A 17,429-nucleotide genomic window follows, 5' to 3' on the forward strand; every position below is an offset into this window, starting at 1 on the left:
TCACCCTGTGCTGTGAACCGCTTACGCAGTACCCCAGGGTGTGCGTTACTAAACCCTCTGACCGAAAGACGACGCAACACTGTTAAAGGTTGCGTGTCGCGAGGAGCAACTTTCCCGGCAAAAGGCCCACACTGGAGCCCAAAGACGGGAGGAACCGATGATCACGGTGCAAGGGGTGGTCGACCGGGTCGGCCCGACCCTCCTGCGCACCGTGTTGCCGGGCGACCGGGGCGTCACCGACGTGGTGATCGCTGAGCTCGGCAGACGCACCCACGTGGCCGACGGCGACCTCGTCCTCGGCGTCACGGTGAACACCGCGGGCAAGGCCGCTGAGCTCGTCGAATACTGCGGAGCCCACGGCGCTGCGGCCGTATTGCTGAAGCCGCCGCTTGCGAGCTCAGCGGGCGTCCTCACGGCTGCGCGGGACACTGGAACGGCCGTCGTCGAAGTGCACAACGCGACCGCGTGGGCCCAATTGGTCTGGCTGCTGCGCACCGTTCTTGACGCCGCTGCGGACGACGAGCACGCCACCGAACCAGGCAACCAGGGCCTCGGCGACCTGTTCCGGCTCGCGGACGCGGCCGCCGCGGTCGTGGACGCACCCGTGACCATCGAAGACGCCAACTCCCGCGTGCTGGCGTACTCGGCTCGCCAGGACCGGACCGACCCCGCCCGCGTGTCGACGATCATGGGCCGCCGTGTCCCCGACGACGTGCTGGCCCGGTTCCGCTCGCGCGGCGTGTTCCGCGACCTCAGCCGGGGTCGTACGACGATTTTCGTTCCCGCTCAACGGGATGGGACGCTGCCGCGGCTGATCGTGCCGATCCGGATGGGCGGTGAGCTGCTCGGTTCGATGTGGGCGGTCGTGCCTGGCCCGGTGTCCGACGAGCGAGCTGCCGCGTTCGCGGACACGGCTCCCGTCGTGGCCCTGCACCTGCTGCGACGCCGGGCGCTGGCCGACGCGGAACGCCGCCGGTCCGCCGAGCTCGTGCGAACCGTCTTGCAGGGCAAGGGAAGCGTCCGGCTGGCCGCGGCCGAGCTGGACCTCGACGAGGAACCGCACCGGGTCGTCGCGATCGACGTGGCGACCACGGACGCCCTGGACGCCGAGGGCCTGCGGCTCGCGCTGTGGGAACGGATCACCGCCGGAGTGGGACGTCAGCCCGCGGTCACCGAGCTGCACGGGATCTTGTACGCGATCGTGCCGGACCAAGCGGGGTGGCCAGGGCTGAGCGAGGCCCTGCGGACCGAGTCCGGGGCACTCGTGGGGGTGGGTTCACCCGCGGAGATCACCACGCTCACCGAGTCACGGGCGCAGGCCGAGGAAGCGCTCAGCCTCCTACGAGCCCGGTTGGTTGACGGTCCCGTGGCGACGTACGACGACGCGTGGCCAGTTGTCGCCTTGCATAGGGTTGCTGCCGCGGCGGGGTCGACGGGCGCCGCGGACCTGGGGCCGCTGGCGATCTTGCGAGCCCACGACGAGCAGTCCGGGTCCGTGTACGTCGACACGTTGTACGAATGGCTACGGCACCCCGGCGATCCGAAAGCCGCTGCTCGGGCCCTGCGGATCCACGCCAACACGCTTCGGTACCGGATGACCCGCCTGATCGAGCTGACCGGCCTGAACTTGGACGATCCGGACATCCGGCTCGCGGTGACCGTCCAGCTCGCCACAACCCGTTGGGCCTAGCGACTGTGCTCTCGAAACAAACTCCTGCGGTTGGACTAGTGCTCTCGACACGATGACACCGCGGAATGTGTGCCGCATCGTGGGATTAGACACCCGGATGGAGGAGCACGCCGTGAAGATCGCAGTCCCACGCGAAGTCAAGAACCACGAGTATCGGGTAGCCCTCACCCCCGCAGGCGCCCACGAACTCACTTCACGAGGGCACGACGTGTACGTCGAGGCCGACGCGGGCGCCGGCTCGGCCATCCCGGATGAGGAGTTCCTCGCCGCGGGCGCGAAGATCCTGGGCACCGCCGAAGAGGTGTGGACCGAGGGCGAGATGGTCATGAAGGTCAAGGAGCCGATCGCCTCGGAGTACCAGTACCTGCGCAAGGACCAGGTCCTCTTCACCTATTTGCACCTCGCTGCAGACAAGCCGCTGACCGACGCGCTGCTCGCCGCGGGCACGACGGCCATCGCGTACGAGACCGTGCAGACCCCGAACGGCACCCTCCCGCTGCTCGCCCCGATGTCCGAGGTCGCCGGCCGCCTTGCTCCGCAGGTCGGCGCGTACTCCCTGATGCGTCCCTCCGGTGGGCGTGGTGTGCTGCCCGGTGGCGTGCCCGGCGTGCATCCCGCGCGGGTTGTCGTGATCGGTGGCGGCGTCGCGGGCGTCAACGCCGCCCGGATCGCCCAGGGCATGGGCGCTGACGTGGAAATCCTGGACACGAACGTGGACCGGCTGCGTCAGATCGACGTGGACTTCAACGGCCGCATCCGCACGGTCACGTCCAACCGCCTCACCCTTGAGCAGGCCGTGCTCGAGGCCGACCTGGTGATCGGCGCGGTGCTCGTGCCGGGCGCGAAGGCCCCGAAGCTGGTCAGCAACGAACTGGTCGAGCGGATGAAGCCGGGCTCGGTGCTGGTGGACATCTCCATCGACCAGGGCGGCTGCTTCGCCGACTCCCGGCCGACCACCCACGCCGACCCGACCTACCAGGTCCACCAGTCGGTCTTCTACTGCGTGGCGAACATGCCGGGCGCCGTGCCGCGGACCTCGACCTACGCGCTGACGAACGTCACGCTGCCGTACGCCGTCGCCCTCGCCGACAAGGGATGGCACACCGCGCTGCGCGACGACCAGTCGCTCGCACTGGGCCTGAACATGCACGGCGGCTCGCTGACGAACGGCCCCGTGGCGGTCGCGCACGATCTTGAGCACACCCCGTTGACCAAGATCGTTTGAGACTTCGGTCACGTTTACCAGGGCATATTGCCTATTAACCACTGGTAACGAGGGTGTGTCAAAAAGTTCCGACGACCCCGATGCAGCGCGCAACGAGAATATTGCCTAAGCTGTACCTGACGATCCGCTCCCGGTGACCCCCAGGCTGGTTGAGCGGATCGTCCTTTAGTCTCCCGCCTCCCCGCTCGGTTGCTGCGCAACCTTCGCCGGGCAGGCGTTCGTCGTAATTTCTGGGGCCGAGCCCCCAGCCCCCACGGTGCGTGCTCCGCACCTTCCAGCACTGGTGCTTAGCGCTTGGACCAGCCTTGGCCCTTCTTGTTTGTCCCTCTTCTTGTCTTGTTTCTCTTTGCGGCCATCCTCTGGCCTGCTGGTGTACCAACGCACGTCGATTGCAAGAACCGGCATCCCCATCCGGTCGCGGGCTTCAGTCTGGCTCGTGACGTGTCGATGGAATGTGGGTGAGAAGTCGAGGCTTTCGTGGCTGAGCCGCGATGGGACGTCCAGTGCCGCGACCCGTTCGGCCGGGACCGGGCGCTGACGGTGATCGTGGACCGCGGCAGGGTTGTGCTGGTACCGCCGCCCGGCGCGTCAGCCGTGCTGTCCGCTCAGCAGACCCGGAGACTCCGGCAAGCCCTTGACCAAGCGGCAGGACGGACGAGCGAATGAGCCATCCGCTGGACGACGTGCTGCGGGCCGCCGTGCTGCGCCGGCTGGACCTGCTCGACCAAGTCGCCGAACAAGGCGACCCGGGCACCCTGCTTCCCTTGGCCCGCTCGGAGATCAGCAGGCTCGCCGACGGCTGGCGGCTGTTGCTCACCGTGCACCAGCCAGGCCCTGACCGCCGGTGCAACGCCTGCCCGCGCGGCTGGCGCGGCAAGAAGTGGCCTTGCCAGGTCTGGCGGATGGCGCACGAGCACCTGATCGGCGAAGGGCATCCGCACCGCGAGCGCCGCCGTCCGCTACGCAACTCGGTGCGCCGCGCGCTGCGCAAATCCCGGCACCCCGAGACCCTTGCCGAGCAGACCATGGAGATCCCGCCGGTCCCGCGCGCCTGATCACGTCGCATGCGGCAGGATGTCGCCCACCAGTCGAGTGGGAGGACACGCGTGCACGACGGAAGCGGGCGGGTCGTAGTCCAGAACCTGACCAAGACGTTCGGCCCAGTTGTCGCCGTCCAGAACCTCAGCTTCACGGTCGAGCCCGGCTCGGTGACCGGGTTCCTCGGGCCGAACGGCGCCGGCAAGACCACCACGCTGCGAATGTTGCTCGGTCTCGTCACGCCGACAGCCGGACACGCCACGATCAACGGGCAGCCGTTCCACAACCTCGGCAACCCCGGACGGGTCGTCGGCGCCGTGCTCGAGGCGCAGAGTTTCCACCCGAACCGGACCGCACGTAACCACCTGCTTGTCTACGCGGCCGCGATCGGGGCGCCCGATCAGCGCGTCGAGGAAGTCCTGCACCTCGTCGGGCTGGCTGAGGCGGCTGACCGCGGCGCGGGCGGATTCTCCATGGGCATGCGGCAGAGGCTCGCGCTGGCGACCGCGCTGCTGGGTGATCCGCAGGTTCTTGTGCTCGACGAACCCGCCAACGGCCTCGACCCCGAGGGCATCGTGTGGCTGCGCACGTTCATGCAGAACTTCGCCCGCACTGGCCGTACCGTCCTGGTCTCCAGCCACCAGCTCGCCGAGATCGAGCAGACCGTGGAGCAGGTCGTGATCCTCAGCCGTGGCCAGGCTATGTATTACGGCCCGCTTGAGCAGCTGCGCAAATCCCAGCAGGGCAGGGTGACCGTGCGACCGTCCGATCCGCAGCGGCTGATCACGGCGTTGCAGGAGGCCGGGCACACGAGCATCGAGCACCTGCCGGAAGGGATGCTCGCGGTGACCGGAGTCGAGCCAGAGCAGGTCGGTGACGTCGCGCTCGCGGCCGGGGTGGCGATCTACGGCATGCAGTCGCAGCACGCCGACCTCGAACGGATCTTCTTCCAGCTCACCAGCGGCCAGTTCGCCGGCGCCCGGTACCTGCAACCACCGCCACCGCCAGGCTGGGAACAACAACAGCAATGGCAGCGACCCCAGGACGGTGGCCAGCGATGAACCGCTTGATCACCGCCGAGTACCGCAAGATCTTCACCGTCAAACTGTGGTGGGCGCTGCTCATCCCGGCCGCGGCGATCAGCCTGATGTTCACGTGGGGCGGCGCGCTGCTGGGCAACCTCGGCATCTTCGGCAGGGGCACCGGCGAGAACGCCGCGTTCGCGCTGCCCGCGTTCGCACAGGGCATCAACCTCGCGTCGGTGTTCGGCCTGATCCTCGGCGCGACCGCGGTGACCGGCGAGATCCGGCACAAGACGATCACCACGAGCTTCCTCACCGGACCGACACGCGGTGCCGTGCTGGCCGCGAAACTGTTCACGTACTCCACCATCGGCGCGATCTACGGGGTCGTGTGCATGCTCGCCGCGACGCTCGGAGCGCTGCTGGGCAACAACTTCCCCGATGGCGCCGAATGGTTCACGCTGGCCGCGGCCGGTGTCGTCGCGATGGTCATGTGGACACTGCTGGGTGTCGGCGTCGGCGCGTTGATCGGCAACCAGGTCGGCACCGTGGTCGGTCTGCTCGTCTACGTCCTGGTCGTCGAGCCGATCATCAACGTGGTGCTCAGGACCAACGACGCCCCGGAAATCCCGCCGTACCTGCTGAACACCGCGGGCAGCAACATGACGCTGCACTTGTCCTTCGAGTTGTTCATCGCCGGGCTGCCCACGTCACGAAGGTTCGAGCGGGCCAGCGACGAGATCCGTGAAGTCCTCGGGATGACGTACGCACCGCCTTGGTGGGGCAGCGGGCTGATCTTCGTGGCCTACGCGGTGGCGCTCGGCCTCGCGGGCTGGCTCGTAGCGCGGCGTCGAGACATCACCTGACCTGCTAAAACACAGTTTTGTCAGTGGGTCCGCATAATCTGGTTGAGTGCCCGATACCTCGCCTGGCTGGATCCGACGGCTGACCCGTGCGTGCTGGCAGCACCGTCGCCTCGTGCTGTTGTCCGTGCTCGCCTCCTTGATCGGAGTCGGGTTCCAGGCAGTCGGCCCGATCTTGGTCAAGATCGCCGTCGACGGCGCAGTGGCCGGGCACACGAACGGTCTGGCCGTGATCGTCGCGGTGCTGATCGCGTTGGAGCTGTTGACGTTCGGCTCCGCGTTCATCCGCCGCTACCTGGGCGGCAGGCTCGCCCTCGATGTCCAGCACGACCTGCGGCAACAAGTTTTCCAATCGGTGCAACGGCTTGACGGCGCCAAGCAGGACGCGTTGCGCACCGGCCAGGTCGTGTCCCGGTCCATCACCGACCTCCAGCTGGTGCAAGGCCTGCTGTCGATGGTGCCGCTGTCGATCGGCACCCTTTTCTTCGGGGTCATCGCGATCGGCGCGATGATCTGGCTGTCGCCGCTGCTGACCGTGGTGGCTTTCGTCGTGGCGCCGCTGGTCGTGCTTGTCAGCATCCGGATCCGCCGCAAGCTTTTCCCTGCGACGTGGTCGGCGCAGCAGAAAGCCGCGGATCTGGCGCAGCACGTCGAGGAAACCGTCACTGGCGTGCGGGTCGTGAAGGGCTTCGGACAGGAGGTGCGGGAGGTCTCGCGGCTGGAAACGGCCGCGCGCAAGCTGTTCGCTGAGCGGATGCGGGCCGCGGGGCTGACGTCCAGGCCGTCAGCCACATTGGTCGCGTTGCCCGCGATGGGCCAGGTCGGCGTGCTCGCGCTCGGCGGCTGGATGGCGTTGAACGGCCAGGTGACGCTGGGTACGTTCCTCGCGTTCACCAGCTATGTCGCCAACTTGGTCGGCCCGGCACGGCTTTTGTCGAGCTTGGTCGTGAACGCGCAGCTGGCCAGGGCTGGCGTCGAGCGCGTGTACGACCTGATCGACTCGCAGCCGGAAGTCAAGGAGGCGCCGGACGCACGCGAGGTTCCCCAAGGCCCGTTGGATGTGTCGCTTGACGATGTCCGGTTCGGGTACACGCGCAGCGAACCGGTCCTCGACGGCTTGTCGTTGCACGTGGCGCCGGGCGAGACGTTGGCGCTCGTCGGCACGGCGGGATCGGGCAAATCGACGATTTCCATGCTGCTGCCGCGGTTCTACGACGTGCACGAAGGCGCGATCAAAGTCGACGGCGTGGACATCCGCGAGCTCAAGCTGCAGTCGTTGCGGCACGCGGTCGGTGTGGTGTTCGAGGAGGCATTCCTCTTTTCCGACACACTCCGGGCAAACATCGCGTACGGCCGTCCCGACGCGAGCGAAGACGAAGTGATCGCCGCTGCGAAGGCCGCGCAGGCGCACGAATTCATCATGGAGCTGCCAGAGGGCTACAACACGATCGTCGGCGAACGCGGCCTGACATTGTCGGGTGGGCAACGGCAGCGCGTCGCGTTGGCTCGAGCGTTGCTGACGGATCCGCGTGTGCTGGTGCTCGACGACGCGACGTCCGCAGTGGACACCGCGACCGAGGCGGCAATCCACGACACACTGCGGGAAATCACCGCGACTCGGACCACCTTGCTGGTCGCCCATCGCCGATCGAGCCTGCAGCTGGCCGACCGGATCGCCGTGCTCGACGGCGGCAAAGTAGTAGACGTCGGCACACACGACGAGCTGACCGCGCGCTGCGAGCTGTACCGCAATCTGCTTGCCAGCCAAAGCGACGCGATCGAAGACGAGTGCTGCTGCCCGCCGGACGAACTCGGCTCGGACGGCGTGACCACAGCTCTCTGGCCGGACGACGCACCGGAAACCGAGCACGCGACGGCCACACCGTCGGCCGTGCGGATGGCGGGAGCACGTGGCGGCCCGGGTGGCGCGGCCGCCGCGGTGCCCGCGACGCCGGAACTGTTGGCGCAGATCGAGGCCTTGCCTCCGGCGACGGAAAAACCGGACCTGCCAGGCGAAGACCCCACCAGAGAAGACCCCGAGTTCTCGTTGCGCCGGCTGCTGCGGCCGGTCCGCTGGGCATTGGTGCTGGTAGGCGGGCTCGTGATTGCGGACGCCGTGCTGTCGATGGCGCTGCCTTCGTTGGTCCGGGTCGGCATCGACGACGGTGTCGTTACCGGATCGCCAAACGGGCTCTGGATCGCGACTGGGCTCGGCGTCCTGTTGGTCGGCCTCGGCTGGCTGTCCAACGCGGCGAGCACGGTGTGGGCCGCGCGAGTCGGCGAGCGGTTGCTGTTCTTGTTGCGAGTGCGGAGTTACGCGCACCTGCAGCGGCTCGGGTTGGACTACTACGAGCGCGAGATGGCCGGCCGGATCATGACCCGGATGACCACGGACGTCGACGCGCTGTCGACGTTCCTGCAGACCGGGCTGGTGACCGCGGTGGCGAGCCTGCTGACCGTGATCGCGGTGACGGTCGCGTTGCTGGTGACCGACGCGTCGCTGGCGCTGGTGGCCTTGGCCGTGCTGCCGATCGTGATCGTCGCGACGGTGATCTTCCAGCGGCTGTCCTCTGTGGCCTACGCGGAGGCACGCGAGCGGGTCAGCGCCGTGAACGCGGACATGCAGGAGAACGTCTCCGGTCTGCGAGTGGCTCAGGCGTACACGCGTGAAGGCGTGTCAGCTCAGGCTTTCGCCGAGCGCAGTGACGCGTACCGCCGTTCCCGCGCACGGGCGCAGCGGTACATCGCGACGTACTTCCCTTTCGTGGACATGCTTTCCGGTGTGGCCAGGGCCGCCGTGCTCGTTGTCGGCGCGACGCGGGTCGCCGAGGGTTCGCTGAGTCCTGGTGTGCTGCTGGCGTTCCTGCTGTACCTTGGGCTGTTCTTCGCTCCCGTGCAGCAGCTCAGCGGCGTGTTCGACGGCTACCAGCAGGCCCGTGTCGGCCTGCGCCGGATCGGCGATCTGCTGCGTACGCCGAGTTCGTTGCGTCCGACCAAGGATCCAGTGCCAGCGCCCACCCGGCTTCGCGGTGAGGTCGAACTGCGGGACGTGTCGTTCCACTATCCCGGTGTCGAAGAACCCGCTCTGGACCACGTGACGTTACGCGTCGCACCAGGCGAAACGATCGCTCTCGTCGGCGCGACCGGCGCGGGCAAATCCACGCTGGTCAAACTGGTCGCCCGGTTCTACGACGTCACGTCTGGCTCGGTGCTGGTGGACGGCGTGGACGTGCGTGACTACGACCTGACCTCGTTCCGCCAGCGCCTTGGCGTCGTCCCGCAGGAAGCGCACCTGTTCACCGGCGACGTCGCGCACAACATCGCATACGCCCGACCCGACGCCTCCCGCACGGAGATCGAGGACGCCGCTCGTTCAGTGGGCGCACTGCCGATGGTGGCGTCCCTGCACGACGGCTTCCGTCAACAGGTCGGCGAACGCGGCCAAGGCCTGTCCGCGGGCCAACGCCAGCTAGTCGCCCTTGCCCGCGCCGAACTCGCGCAGCCTGACGTCCTCCTGCTCGACGAGGCAACGGCAGCCCTCGACCCCTCAACCGAGACGCAGGTGCTGACCGCCAGCGAACAGCTGACGCAATCCCGCACAACGTTCGTGGTCGCCCACCGCCTCGCCACCGCCGCACGCGCCGACCGCATCGTGGTGCTCGACGGCGGCCGCATCGCCGAGCAGGGCACCCACGCCGAACTCCTGAACGCCAACGGCCTCTACGCCCGCCTCTGGCAGTTCGGAACAACCGAAACCCCAGAAGGAATGCTGGTGGACTAGCCAGTCACCCCGTGTCCACCTTTCCCGCACGGTGTGTCCACCACTCCGGCACCATGAGATGCGCCTTCCGGCACGGTGAGATGCACTTTGCGGGACCAGGAGATCCCTCGGCGTCCGTGAGTTGGCGCGTGTCCACCTTTCCGGCACGGTGAGTCAAACTGCTCGACTCGGTCCCAGCCCGGCTGGTTGTCGCTGTGCGCCGCTCGCGTTCAACTCACCATGCCGGAGCCGGTGGACACGCGCGATGCCCTCGCCGGTGGGACACGCGGGTGTCCTTGTGTGCCGGTTGGTTCGCTCTGGTGATGGCTGTTCCGGCTGCCGGAACGGTCTAGACCAGCTGGGTCGTTGTTCGACGGACGACTGGCGGCTCGTCAAATCTCCTGAGAGAATCGATTCATTGATCGATTCAGTGAGCAATACCCCATCATCGGCATGCGCACAAGGTTCAATCGGGTCACACACAGCCCGAGCGGGGTACTAGCCTGGTTGGCGAGTGTGTTCAATATCGAGAACGAGATGGATAGAGGCGAGTGCCAGCCGTGTCCAGCAGCAGCCCTGCGTCACAGTTCGGCCCGAATGAGTGGCTCGTCGAAGAGATGTACGAGCAGTTCCTCGCGGATCCCACTTCGGTAGACCCCGCGTGGCACGACTTCTTCGCCGACTACAAGCCCACACAGCAGCGGACTCAGGGCGTGGCCAGCAGCAGCGCCACCGGGCAGACCAAGACGGTCACCAAGATCGAGCCGCCTGCTCCCGACACCAACGGCCAGGCGCCCGCCGCCCCCAAGGCCGCGGCCCCGAAAGCCACTGCCCCGTCGCCGGCACCCCCGAAGCCGACGACGCAGGCACCGAAGCCGGCAGCCACGAAGCCGGCCGCGAAGCCCGCCGCTGCCAAGGCCGAGCCCAAGGGCGAGGGTGACACCAGCAAGCCGATCCGCGGTGCTGCCGCCGCGATCGCCAAGAACATGGAACAGTCGCTGACGGTCCCCACTGCCACGAGCGTACGCGCCGTTCCGGCCAAGCTGCTGTTCGACAACCGGGTCGTGATCAACAACCGGTTGCGCCGGACCCGTGGCGGCAAGATCTCCTTCACGCACCTGATCGGGTACGCCCTCGTGCGTGCGCTGAAGGACTACCCGAACATGAACCGGCACTACGCCAACGTCGACGGCAAGCCGCAGCTGGTCACGCCGGAGCACGTCAACCTCGGCCTGGCGATCGACCTGCCGGGCAAGGACGGCGCACGCAACCTGGTGGTCGCGTCCATCAAGCGTTGCGAGGAAATGACCTTCGCGCAGTTCTGGCAGGCCTACGAGGACCTGATCCGCAAGGCCCGCGGCGGTCACCTGACCACCGAGGACTTCGCGGGCACGACGATCTCGCTGACCAACCCGGGCACCATCGGCACCAACCACTCGGTGCCGCGGCTGACCGCGGGCCAGGGCGCGATCATCGGTGTCGGCGCGATGGAGTACCCCGCGCAGTACCAGGGCACCAGCGAGAAGGCCCTGGTCGAGATGGGCATCAGCAAGATCATGACGCTGACGTCCACCTACGACCACCGGATCATCCAGGGTGCCGAGTCCGGCGAGTTCCTCCGCCGGATCCACCAGCTGCTGCTGGGTGAGGACCAGTTCTACGACGACGTCTTCACTTCGCTGCGCATCCCGTACGAGCCGATCCGCTGGGTGCAGGACATCCCGGAGGGCACGCTCGACAAGGCCGCCCGGGTCATCGAGCTGATCGACGCGTTCCGCAACCGTGGCCACCTGATGGCCGACACGGACCCGCTGAACTACCGCCAGCGCCGCCACGACGACCTGGACATCCTGTCGCATGGCCTGACCCTGTGGGACCTGGACCGCGAGTTCGCCGTCGGCGGCTTCGCCGGCCAGGAGCGGATGAAACTGCGGGACGTGCTGAGCGTGCTGCGTGACTCGTACTGCCGGACCGTCGGCATCGAGTACACGCACATCCTCGACCCGGCCGAGCGCACCTGGATCCAGGAGCGCGTCGAGATCCCGCACGAGAAGCCCGACGCGGCCGTGCAGAAGTACATCCTGTCCAAGCTCAACGCCGCCGAGGCGTTCGAGACGTTCCTGCAGACCAAGTACGTCGGCCAGAAGCGGTTCTCGCTCGAGGGCGGCGAGAGCGTCATCCCGCTGCTGGACACGGTGCTGGACAAGGCTGCCGAGTACGAGCTGGACGAGGTCGTCATCGGCATGCCGCACCGCGGCCGGCTGAACGTGCTCGCCAACATCGTCGGCAAGCCGATCTCGCAGATCTTCCGTGAGTTCGAGGGCAACCTCGACCCGGGCCAGGCACACGGCTCCGGTGACGTGAAGTACCACCTCGGTGCCGAGGGCAAGTACTTCCGGATGTTCGGCGACGGCGAGACCAAGGTGTCGCTGACCGCGAACCCGTCGCACCTGGAGACGGTCGACCCGGTGCTCGAGGGCATCGTGCGGGCCAAGCAGGACATCCTCAACAAGGGTGGCGACGCGGGCGGCTTCTCCGTCCTGCCGGTCGCCCTGCACGGTGACGCCGCGTTCGCCGGACAGGGTGTGGTCGCCGAGACGCTGAACCTGGCGCTGCTGCGGGGTTACCGCACCGGCGGCACGGTGCACGTGATCATCAACAACCAGGTCGGTTTCACCACCGCGCCGGAGCACTCGCGCTCCAGCCAGTACGCGACCGACGTGGCCAAGATGATCCAGGCGCCGGTGTTCCACGTGAACGGCGACGACCCGGAGGCCTGCCACTGGGTGGCCAGGCTGGCGATGGACTACCGCCAGGCGTTCCACAAGGACGTCGTGATCGACATGCTGTGCTACCGCCGCCGCGGCCACAACGAGGGCGACGACCCGTCGATGACGCAGCCGGCGATGTACGACATCATCGACACCAAGCGCAGCGTGCGTAAGACGTACACCGAGGCCCTGATCGGCCGCGGCGACATCTCGGTCGACGAGGCCGAGAAGGCATTGCGCGACTTCTCCTCGCAGCTCGAGCACGTCTTCAACGAGGTGCGCGAGCTCGAGAAGCACCCACCGATGCCGAGCCCGTCGGTCGAGGAGGAGCAGCAGGTGCCCGCCCGCGTTCCGACCGCGGTCGCGCGTGAGGTGATCGAGACGATCGCGGACGCGCACATCAACCTGCCGGAGGGCTTCACCCCGCACCCGAGGGTCAAGCCGGTGCTGGAGCGGCGCGCCAAGATGGCCCGCGAAGGCGACATCGACTGGGCGTTCGGCGAGTTGCTGGCGTTCGGGTCGCTGAACCTCGAGGGCAAGATGGTCCGCCTCGCGGGCCAGGACTCCCGGCGTGGCACGTTCGTGCAGCGGCACGCGGTGGTCGTGGACCGCAAGACCGGCCAGGAGTACACGCCGCTGCAGAACCTGAGCGAGGACCAGGGCCGGTTCCTGGTGTACGACTCGGCGCTGTCGGAGTACGCGGCGGTCGGCTTCGAATACGGCTACTCGGTGGCCAACGGCGACGCGCTGGTGTTGTGGGAAGCCCAGTTCGGTGACTTCGTCAACGGCGCCCAGTCGGTGATCGACGAGTTCATCGCCTCCAGCGAGGCCAAGTGGGGCCAGCTGTCGGACGTCGTGCTGCTGCTGCCGCACGGCCACGAGGGCCAGGGCCCGGACCACACCTCCGGCCGGATCGAGCGCTGGCTGCAGCTGTGCGCGGAAGGTTCGATGACCGTGGCGATCCCGTCGACCCCGGCGAACTACTTCCACCTGCTGCGCAGGCACGCACTGGACGGCGTGACCCGTCCGTTGATCGTCTTCACGCCGAAGTCGATGCTGCGCAACAAGGCCGCGGTGAGCGCGGTGGAGGACTTCACCTCCGGCCGGTTCATGTCGGTGCTCGACGACCCGGCGCAGCCCGACCCGCAGGGCGTGCGGAAGATCCTGTTCGTGTCCGGCAAGCTCTACTACGAGCTGGCGGCCGAGCGGGAGAAGCGCGGCGTGACCGACACCGCGATCGTGCGTGTCGAGCAGCTCTACCCGGTGCCGGTGAAGAAGCTGGGCCAGATCTTCGACCGCTACCCGAACGCACACGACGTGCGCTGGGTGCAGGAGGAGCCGGCCAACCAGGGCTCGTGGCCGTTCTACGGCCTGTTCGTGCGCGAGAAGTTCCCTGAGCGCATGGGCAACATGATGCGCGTGTCCCGTCGCCCGATGTCGGCCCCGTCGGTGGGTTCGTCGAAGGTGCACGAGGTCGAGCAGCGCGAGCTGATCGAGAAGGCGTTCGCGGACTGACAGTTGGACAAAGATGGCTCCCGGGGCACGCGCCCCGGGAGCCGTTTCATGGAGAACCTATGTACTTCACTGACCGGGGAATCGAAGAGCTCGAACAACGCCGCGGCGACGAGGAAGTCACCCTCGGCTGGCTCGCCGAGAAACTCCGCGCCTTCGTCGACGCCAACCCCGACTATGAAGAGGCCGTCGAGCGCCTCGCGACGTTCCTCGCCCGCGACGACGAGGACATCGACGAGTAGGGAAACATAGTTATCGGGCACATTCATTGAACCGTTGGCCTGGTGTTGCTTGACGGCCATGGTTTGCGGGAAGAGTCTCGCGCTGTGACCGAGCACACAAACCCACCACGCTCTGAAGTTGGTCGGCGCGCTTTACTTGGCGGGGCTGCTGTTCTGGCCGGAGCCACCGCATTGGACGCGTTGGCGACGAGATCAGCGATGGCCGCCCCGGAGCGGGACACCCGACGCCCGCACAGCCCGGACTACGGCCCGTTGGCCCCGGTTCGTGACCACACCACTGGACTTCCACTACTGCTTCTGCCCCGCGGGTTCGAGTACATCAGCTACGGCTGGACCGGTGACCCGATGGACGACGGGATCCCAACGCCGTCATTGCACGACGGAATGGCGGCGTTCCGCGCCGGGCGCAGGGGCCGCGTGAACCTCGTGCGCAACCATGAAGTCGGCGGGTTCAACGGCAAATTCACTGACCCCGCTTACGATCCCAACGCAGGCGGCGGTACGAGCACGGTCGTGTTCGACCCCGATGACGGCAAGTTCGAACACAGCTACGCCAGCCTGTCGGGCACCGTCCGCAACTGCGCGGGCGGACCGACGCCTTGGGGCACGTGGTTGACCTGCGAGGAGACGCTGGACGTCAACCCGGCCACCGGGCGGCAGCACGGCTACATCTTCGAAGTGCCCGCGACCGGCAAGGGCGACCCGAGGCCGCTCAAGGCGATGGGCCGGTTCGAGCACGAGGCGGTCGCCATCGATCCGGAAACCGGCTACGTCTACGAGACCGAGGACGACGGCACCGCGGGCCTGTTCCGGTTCCGTCCCAAAGTTCGCGGGAACCTGCGAGCCGGTGGTGTGCTGGAGATGCTCAAGATCGGCGACGCCACGTACAACACCAAAGCCGATCCGGCCGGGACGGTCTACCACGAGACCAGCTGGGTGCGGATCGACGAGCCTGACCCAGGGCCTGACGTGCCACGGCCGACCGATCAGGGCATCGCCAAGGGTGGGGCGACGTTCTCCCGGCTCGAAGGGGCCTGGTACGGCAACGGCCGCATCTACATCGTGTCCACCAGCGGCGGCCCGACCGGACTCGGCCAGGTCTTCGAGTTCCATCCGCGCAGTGGCCGGTTGCGCGTGCTGTTCGCCTCGCCGGGGCAGGATGTTCTGTCCAATCCGGACAACATCGCGGTCAGCCCGCGCGGTGGGATCGTGTTGTGCGAGGACGGCAGTGGTGTGCAGTTCATGCACGGCCTGACCCGCAACGGCGAGATCTTCCCCTTCGCGGCCAACAACGTCGTCATCCCGGACGGCGTGCCCGGCAAGCCGGCGATCGCGCCGGGTGACTACTCGACCAGGGAATGGTGCGGATCCACGTTCGACACCATTCGCGGCAAGTGGTTGTTCGCCAACATCCAGACGCCTGGGATCACCTTCGCGATCACCGGGCCGTGGCGCAACGGCTCGCTCTGACACAGAAACGAGCACCTCACTGTCCGTTATAGACAGTGAGGTGCTCCTACCCCCTGATTCTCACTTGGTCTTCGGGCGGTTGTACTGCTTGCGTGCCCAGAAGTAGCCGACGGCACTGATCACGACAGCCCAGATGACTGCCAGCCATGCGTTGTTGCCGATCGGACCGCCGGTGAGCAACGCGCGGATGGTCTCGATCGCCGGGTTGAACGGTTGGTTCTCGGCGAACCAGCGGACCGGAACGGACATCGTCTCAGGGCTGACGAACGCGCTGCTGATGAACGGCAGGAACTGCACGATCAGCGTCAGACTGTTGGCGCCTGCCGGAGTGGCCGCCTTCAGTCCGAACGCGACAGCCAGCCACGTGAGGGCGAACGTCAGCATGACGTAGATCCCCAGTACCGCGAGCCACTCGCCGAACGACGCCGTCGGGCTGAAGCCCAGCAGCAGTGCGACCGCGACGACCAGCACCGCACTGAACACGGTGCGGATCACGCTGCCGACGACCTGTCCGGTGAGGACTGCTGATCGGGCGATGTCCATTGTCCTGAAGCGGTCGATGATGCCTTCCGCCATGTCCTGGCAGACCTTCACGGCGGTGGCCGCCGAACTGGTTCCTGCCGACATGATGATGATCCCCGGCGCCAGGAAGTCGATGTAGTCGATTCCTTGCGGTCCGATCGCGCCGCCGAACACCCCGGCGAACAGCACCATCATGAACACCGGTGTGGCGATGCCGCTGATGGTCATCATCAGGTTGCGCTTGGAGTGGGTGAAGTCGCGGCGCAGCATCGCGCCCGAGTCACGCATCGCGAGGGCCACAGTGCTCATCGGACATTTTCCTTTGCGGTCAGGGCGAAGAAGACGTCGTCGAGGTCCGGCAGGTGCACCGACAGGCTGTCGACCTCGACCAGGCCAGCATCCAGTCTGTCCAAAACGGACCGAAGGGACTGCACGCCGCCGTCGGACGGCACGTCCAACGTCAGCGAATCGTCATCGCGGACGCCGCCGAGGATGTGCGCGGCGTGGGCGAGGCGTGGGATGTCCGCGAACTGCAGCCGGACGTGACCGCCCGGAATGAGGCGCTTCAACTGGTCCGCCGTGCCTTCGGCTACCAGTTTCCCGCCGTTGAGCACCGCGATGCGGTCGGCGAGCTGATCCGCTTCCTCAAGGTATTGCGTGGTAAGGAAAATCGTCACGCCGTCCTTGACCAGTTGGCGGATGATGTCCCACATCGTCCGCCTGCTGCGCGGGTCCAGTCCGGTCGTCGGCTCATCGAGGAAGATGATCCTCGGGTTGCCGACCAGGGTCATCGCCAAGTCCAACCTCCGGCGCATTCCGCCGGAGTACGTCATCGGCGTCTTGCGTGCCGCGTCGACAAGATCGAACTGCTCCAACAGTTCCGCGGCACGCCTGCGGCCTTCCGCTTTGGGCAGGTGGTGCAGGTCGGCCATCAACCAGAGGTTCTCCTCGCCGGTGAGCATGGTGTCCACCGCGGAGAACTGACCGGTGACGCCGATCGACCCGCGTACACCGCTCGGGTTGACCGACAGATCATGGCCTGCCACAACGGCTTTGCCACTGTCCGGCGCCAACAACGTCGAGAGGATCTGCACGGTGGTGGTCTTGCCGGCGCCGTTCGGGCCGAGCAGCGAGAAGATGGTGCCTTCGGCGACGTTGAGATCGATGCCGTCCAGTACCACCTTGTCGCCATAGGACTTCCTCAGGTTGGTCGCGCTGATCGCGAGCTTCATGGTTCCTCACAGGGTTATCAGGGCATGGCTGTGCCCTGGCATGAATTGGTGGAAATGGCGCACGCGAGCGGCGAACGGCTCA

General features: G+C 67.0%; 12 protein-coding genes. 10 read left to right on the forward strand and 2 right to left on the reverse strand.

Annotated elements, in window-relative coordinates; genetic code table 11:
• Positions 1–157: 157 nt before the first annotated feature.
• The 10 genes from B9C43_RS10595 (at position 158) to B9C43_RS10640 (ending at position 15,593) form a co-directional block, all read left to right on the forward strand.
• A complete protein-coding gene (locus B9C43_RS10595) occupies positions 158–1,690 on the forward strand; it encodes a PucR family transcriptional regulator (protein ID WP_084425842.1) in 1,533 nt (510 codons plus the stop codon).
• 112 nt (positions 1,691–1,802) lie between these two features.
• Positions 1,803–2,915: an alanine dehydrogenase gene (ald, locus tag B9C43_RS10600; protein WP_084427988.1), complete on the forward strand. Its 1,113-nt coding sequence runs from the start codon at positions 1,803–1,805 to the stop codon at positions 2,913–2,915.
• Positions 2,916–3,392: 477 nt separating this feature from the next.
• Complete coding sequence (locus tag B9C43_RS10605) at positions 3,393–3,581, forward strand: hypothetical protein (protein WP_084425843.1); 189 nt, start codon at positions 3,393–3,395, stop codon at positions 3,579–3,581.
• Entirely contained in the window at positions 3,578–3,970 is a 393-nt protein-coding gene (locus B9C43_RS10610) for a hypothetical protein (protein ID WP_084425844.1), read from the forward strand. Before B9C43_RS10605 ends, B9C43_RS10610 begins: the two co-directional genes overlap by 4 nt.
• A 51-nt stretch (positions 3,971–4,021) precedes the next feature.
• Positions 4,022–5,014 carry an ABC transporter ATP-binding protein gene (locus B9C43_RS10615; protein WP_084425846.1) on the forward strand — a complete coding sequence of 331 codons (993 nt, stop codon included), beginning with the start codon at positions 4,022–4,024 and terminating at the stop codon, positions 5,012–5,014.
• The gene (locus B9C43_RS10620; protein ID WP_160096472.1) at positions 5,011–5,841 is read left to right on the forward strand and encodes an ABC transporter permease subunit; all 831 of its coding nucleotides are present in this window, start codon (positions 5,011–5,013) and stop codon (positions 5,839–5,841) included. The genes B9C43_RS10615 and B9C43_RS10620 overlap by 4 nt, the downstream gene beginning before the upstream one ends.
• 46 nt (positions 5,842–5,887) lie before the next feature.
• Positions 5,888–9,619: an ABC transporter ATP-binding protein gene (locus B9C43_RS10625; protein WP_160096474.1), complete on the forward strand. Its 3,732-nt coding sequence runs from the start codon at positions 5,888–5,890 to the stop codon at positions 9,617–9,619.
• A gap of 539 nt (positions 9,620–10,158) precedes the next feature.
• The gene (locus B9C43_RS10630) at positions 10,159–13,884 is read left to right on the forward strand and encodes a multifunctional oxoglutarate decarboxylase/oxoglutarate dehydrogenase thiamine pyrophosphate-binding subunit/dihydrolipoyllysine-residue succinyltransferase subunit (protein WP_033381992.1); all 3,726 of its coding nucleotides are present in this window, start codon (positions 10,159–10,161) and stop codon (positions 13,882–13,884) included.
• A 59-nt stretch (positions 13,885–13,943) separates the two neighbouring features.
• Positions 13,944–14,123, forward strand: a complete 180-nt coding sequence (locus tag B9C43_RS10635) for a DUF6104 family protein (RefSeq protein WP_033381991.1) — start codon at positions 13,944–13,946, stop codon at positions 14,121–14,123.
• Positions 14,124–14,321: 198 nt separating this feature from the next.
• Positions 14,322–15,593 carry an alkaline phosphatase PhoX gene (locus B9C43_RS10640; RefSeq protein ID WP_084425851.1) on the forward strand — a complete coding sequence of 424 codons (1,272 nt, stop codon included), beginning with the start codon at positions 14,322–14,324 and terminating at the stop codon, positions 15,591–15,593.
• 60 nt (positions 15,594–15,653) lie between these two features.
• Here B9C43_RS10640 and B9C43_RS10645 read toward each other — a convergent pair whose 3' ends face one another.
• Together B9C43_RS10645 and B9C43_RS10650 are read right to left on the reverse strand one after the other, a co-directional pair.
• A complete protein-coding gene (locus B9C43_RS10645) occupies positions 15,654–16,424 on the reverse strand; it encodes an ABC transporter permease (RefSeq protein WP_143446266.1) in 771 nt (256 codons plus the stop codon).
• Positions 16,421–17,347, reverse strand: a complete 927-nt coding sequence (locus B9C43_RS10650; RefSeq protein ID WP_084425852.1) for an ATP-binding cassette domain-containing protein — start codon at positions 17,345–17,347, stop codon at positions 16,421–16,423. The genes B9C43_RS10645 and B9C43_RS10650 overlap by 4 nt, the downstream gene beginning before the upstream one ends.
• Positions 17,348–17,429 lie beyond the last annotated feature (82 nt).

The organism is Kibdelosporangium aridum, from assembly GCF_900176515.1.
GTDB classification, from domain to species: Bacteria; Actinomycetota; Actinomycetes; order Mycobacteriales; family Pseudonocardiaceae; genus Kibdelosporangium; species Kibdelosporangium aridum.